Consider the following 4,181-nt stretch of genomic DNA (forward strand, 5'->3'; position numbering starts at 1 on the left):
CTCTTCCGATGCAGATTTGTAATTTGTATTGAATAATCCTATTGTTTTGTTTGAAAATCCGCATTTTTACGAACAAAATGCTCAATAATATTGCTTGATTTTAATTTATAGAAGTATTCTTATTGATAATAAGTAAAAATATAAAATGGGGTAACGCGGCATCTATATTATATTTCAGGAGACAATAGTCTGGCAGCGGTGTATGTGAAACAGGCTGGCAAGCCGGATCGGACGTATTATGCCCATACCGACCATCTGGGGAGCATAGTCAAACTGACGGACAACAACGGCAATCCGGTCTTCCAGGCAAGTTATGATGCCTGGGGCCTGCAAACGTTATCCGAAAGTAATACTTTTTCTTTCCATCGTGGTTATACCGGCCATGAACACTTACCTGAGTTCGGACTAATTAATATGAACGGTAGGATGTACCATCCTGTGCTCGGAAGGTTCCTGAGTCCCGATCCTTATGTACAGGCACCGGAGTATTCGCAGAACTTTAACCGGTATAGCTATTGTCTGAATAATCCGTTGATGTATACCGATCCGAGCGGGGAGATATTTTGGCTTATTCCTGCATTAATTGGGATAGGGAAATCAATGCTTGTTGGCGCGGCAATAGGTGCAGTAGTAAGTGGGGCAACATATTCAATATCTGCTGGAATATCCGGGAACTGGGATAAAAGCGATTTCTGGAAATCAGTTGGATTTGGCACTATTGGTGGTGCCATTGGCGGAGCGTTCTCAGGAGTAGGCGCTGTGGGGGGCTTCGGTCAATTCGGTAATTCATTTGCTTATGGCATGCTAAGTCAGACTTCCAGCTCTCTTATAACTAATGCTATATATGGAAATAGTATTACTTGGGGGAGCGCTGCTGGAAGTATTGCAGGTTCATTTTTAAGTGCCAGTATGCCTACCTTTAAAGGAGTAAAAGGAGGATGGCTTAAAAATGCAGGTGCAGAAATAGGAGTTTCTATGGCAAAAGGGGCCTATGTTGGAGCTTTTTCCGGTACAGTCAGAGGAGTGGTTGACAATGATCCCAATGCAATGATTCAAGGAATGGTTGGTGGCGCTATAAGCGGAGGAAGTGGCGCATTATTACGAATTGGGACAATGGGTCCAACATTTATACCAGACCCTGATATTTATTGTGAAATTGAAGATTTTGGGCAAATTCATCGTACTGGTCTTCTCTTAAGGGCTATTACTGTTGGCAATAATGCTGTTGGGCTTGAGAGTAGAGGTAAATATAGTTTTGATCAAATAAGGGAGATCAGACACCATGAGGGTTATCATGTAGGACAAATAAATGAGTTAGGAGTATTTGGATTTTACTCACGAATTGCATCTCAATATATTGGTGCACTTATTAGTTGGATGGATCCTATGGCTGTTTACCACCAAAGAGGCACATTAGAAAATGTAACAAGAAAATACACTTTTGATAGATTAAAGTACTTTTTTTATGGAAATGAAATTCGTTACAATCGTTTTTTTTAAATTAATTTTAAAAAAATGAAAAATGTAGTAATAATATTACTGTTGTCTTTTTTGTTCTGTTCATGTTCTCCCAAATTTTATAATTTGGATGGTTCAACAAAGTATAACTATTTAAATAGTGGAATAACCATACAAATAGAATTAGACATATATTATCTTGAAAAAGAACAACATTCACTAAAATGGAATAATCTCATCCGATTTAAGATAATAAATGAGGGAGATTCAGAGATAGTGATTAATACCATAAATTGTGAAATGATCGGAAAAAAAACAAAAGTAAAAGGTATTATTAATAATACTGATTTTCCATTATACATACATGGAAAAAATCCTGTAGATTTTTTTGTTCCGGTATCATTTGAATATAGCAGATCCATCGGTGCTAACCATCACGTAATTATTGAAATTAATGATATGTTTATTAATGGGAAAAGAATAGATATTCAACCAGTGACTTTTACATATTCTAAAATTTAGTAATTAAGTGTCTCGTCCTGAAATAGCGTTACAAAAAACAATAGTTCTTTGATTATATAGAATTTTATTGGCAGCGGTGTATGTGAAACAAGCAGGCGAGCAGGATAAAACCTACTATGCGCATACCGACCATCTGGGGAGCATTGTCAAACTGACGGACAACAACGGCAATCCGGTCTTTCAGGCCAGTTATGATGCCTGGGGGCTGCAAACATTGTCCGAAAATAATACTTTTACCTTCCATCGCGGCTATACCAGCCATGAACACTTACCTGAGTTCGGACTAATTAATATGACCCGACCGAAGGGAGAGCATGGAGCGTATAGCGGAATAACCCCTGGTAGGGTGTACCATCCTGTACTCGGAAGGTTTTTAAGTCCCGACCCTTATGTACAGGCACCGGAGTATTCACCGAACTTTAACCGGTATAGCTATTGTCTGAATAATCCGTTGGTGTTTACCGAACCAGCTCGCGCGCGTTTAACTTCGTTGAGATCGGCTATCGCCTAAGTTGTAACGCATGCTGTAAATATTATTTCCATTGTGTTACTTCATTTACCGAAAAGCGGATAGAATCGTGTTTTTCTTCTGCAGCTTTGCCGATTGATACCAGTAGTACGGGAATATAACGTGATGTATCCATCCCTAACGCCTTGGTAACGGCGCCTTTGTCATAACCGCCTATCGGATTGGTATCATATCCGTAGGCCTTCGCAGCCAGCATCAGTTGCATGATCACCAATCCACAATCGGCAAGTATCCCGTCTTTTATTGCCTCGGCGGGTATATTTTGTTTGGCTCCGTTGATAACGCCCAGCATCATCTGGCTGTGTTCCGGAGTCATTAACCCTTTTTCTACCGCTGCCGAATATATCTTTTCGGCATTCGACATAAATTGCAGGTCTCCGAAAACTGCGATCATGGCCGAGCAGGTTTCGAGTTGCTGTTGGTTGAAGCTCATAAAAGGCTTGAGCAGTTCTTTTCCCTCCGGGGTATTCACCACTACAAATCGCCACGGCTGCAAATTGAGCGAAGAAGGTGCTGTCATCGCATCCTGTAGTATTTTTTCTATCTCTTCGCGGCTGATCTTCACCGAAGGATCGTATACACGGATCGAGCAACGCTGTTTCATCACCGCATTTCCATTGTTTTTTACATCTTTTACCTGCATGATTCTTTAGTTTAAGTGTTGATTAAGTAATATAATATCATATTTGCTGAGTGTAATCCATTTGACCAATGTGACTTAAGAAGACAATCAATTGCACTGAGTGCTTCATGTCGTAAAGATAGTTGTTTATTGCGGAAATTAAGGTATTTTATTTCCCCTGCCCGGCATACTTTGTAATTATATCCAATTACCTTGATCGCGCGCGTTTACCTTCGATGAAACCGCTTTGCGCGGTTGTAACGCGTGTGATAGCGTAAATATACTTATAAGGCCGGTTTTTCAGAATGTCGGGTATATCTGAATGATAAGACTATCTGTAAAAGTAATGAAACAAAAATGGGCAACAGGATATTTCACCAATCATAAAATTGCGTATCTTGCACATCTTTTTAATCTATTTATGCATAAAATGAACCGGTATTGGGAAGAAGACCTTGAAGTGATGTCGCGGGGCGACCTGGATAAGTTACAGCTGGAGCGTCTGAAGACGACGTTTAACTATGCAGTTCAATCGCCTTATTATAAAAAAGTATTTGCTGAAAACGGTCTTTCTGCAGATAGCTTCAAACATATCGACGACATTCGTAAAATTCCTTTCACGACAAAGGAAAACCTCCGGAATAATTATCCGTATGGGTTGGTGAGCCTTCCTTTGCGCGATTCCGTCCGGTTGCATTCGTCAAGCGGGACGACAGGAAATCCTACCGTCATTTTTCATTCGAAACATGATCTGGATTCGTGGGCCAATCTGGTAGCACGTTGTCTGTATTCCGTGGGGGTACGCGATACCGATGTCTTCCAGAATACAAGCGGATACGGCATGTTCACGGGAGGCCTGGGATTCCAGTACGGGGCTGAAAGACTGGGGTGCCTTACCGTTCCGGCTGCAGCCGGAAACAGCAGACGGCAGATCAAGTTCATGCAGGATTTCGGCACGACTATCGTTCATGCCATCCCCAGTTATGCCATGAGATTAATGGATGTTTTTACGGAACTGGGACTTGACCCGCACCGGGATACCCGCTTGAA

6 protein-coding genes are annotated in these 4,181 nt (G+C 41.1%); 4 read left to right on the plus strand and 2 right to left on the minus strand.

The window, feature by feature from the left end; genetic code table 11:
• Positions 1-174: 174 nt before the first annotated feature.
• Positions 175-333 (minus strand): hypothetical protein, encoded by a 159-nt coding sequence (locus LBQ60_01840; GenBank protein ID MDR2036646.1) that lies wholly within the window; start codon positions 331-333, stop codon positions 175-177.
• Here LBQ60_01840 and LBQ60_01845 point away from each other — a divergent pair.
• The 3 genes from LBQ60_01845 to LBQ60_01855 all read left to right on the plus strand — a co-directional run bounded on the left by LBQ60_01845 (position 265) and on the right by LBQ60_01855 (position 2,491).
• Positions 265-1,500: an RHS repeat-associated core domain-containing protein gene (locus tag LBQ60_01845; GenBank protein MDR2036647.1), complete on the plus strand. Its 1,236-nt coding sequence runs from the start codon at positions 265-267 to the stop codon at positions 1,498-1,500. The genes LBQ60_01840 and LBQ60_01845 overlap by 69 nt on opposite strands.
• A 15-nt stretch (positions 1,501-1,515) precedes the next feature.
• Positions 1,516-1,980 (plus strand): hypothetical protein, encoded by a 465-nt coding sequence (locus tag LBQ60_01850; GenBank protein MDR2036648.1) that lies wholly within the window; start codon positions 1,516-1,518, stop codon positions 1,978-1,980.
• 76 nt (positions 1,981-2,056) lie between these two features.
• A complete protein-coding gene (locus LBQ60_01855) occupies positions 2,057-2,491 on the plus strand; it encodes an RHS domain-containing protein (protein ID MDR2036649.1) in 435 nt (144 codons plus the stop codon).
• Positions 2,492-2,513: 22 nt separating this feature from the next.
• Here LBQ60_01855 and LBQ60_01860 read toward each other — a convergent pair whose 3' ends face one another.
• Positions 2,514-3,152 (minus strand): nitroreductase family protein, encoded by a 639-nt coding sequence (locus LBQ60_01860; protein ID MDR2036650.1) that lies wholly within the window; start codon positions 3,150-3,152, stop codon positions 2,514-2,516.
• 409 nt (positions 3,153-3,561) lie between these two features.
• Between LBQ60_01860 and LBQ60_01865 the strand changes: the two genes are divergently transcribed.
• Positions 3,562-4,181: phenylacetate--CoA ligase (locus LBQ60_01865; GenBank protein ID MDR2036651.1), on the plus strand; the 620-nt coding region annotated here is incomplete at its 3' end.

The organism is Bacteroidales bacterium (assembly GCA_031275285.1).
Classification (GTDB): domain Bacteria; phylum Bacteroidota; class Bacteroidia; order Bacteroidales; family UBA4181; genus JAIRLS01.

Coding starts and splice junctions, on each gene's coding strand:
- LBQ60_01850 (MDR2036648.1), top strand. CDS start 1,516: ATGAAAAATGTAGTAATAATATTACTGTTGTCTTTTTTGTTCTGTTCA.
- LBQ60_01860 (MDR2036650.1), bottom strand. CDS start 3,152: ATGCAGGTAAAAGATGTAAAAAACAATGGAAATGCGGTGATGAAACAG.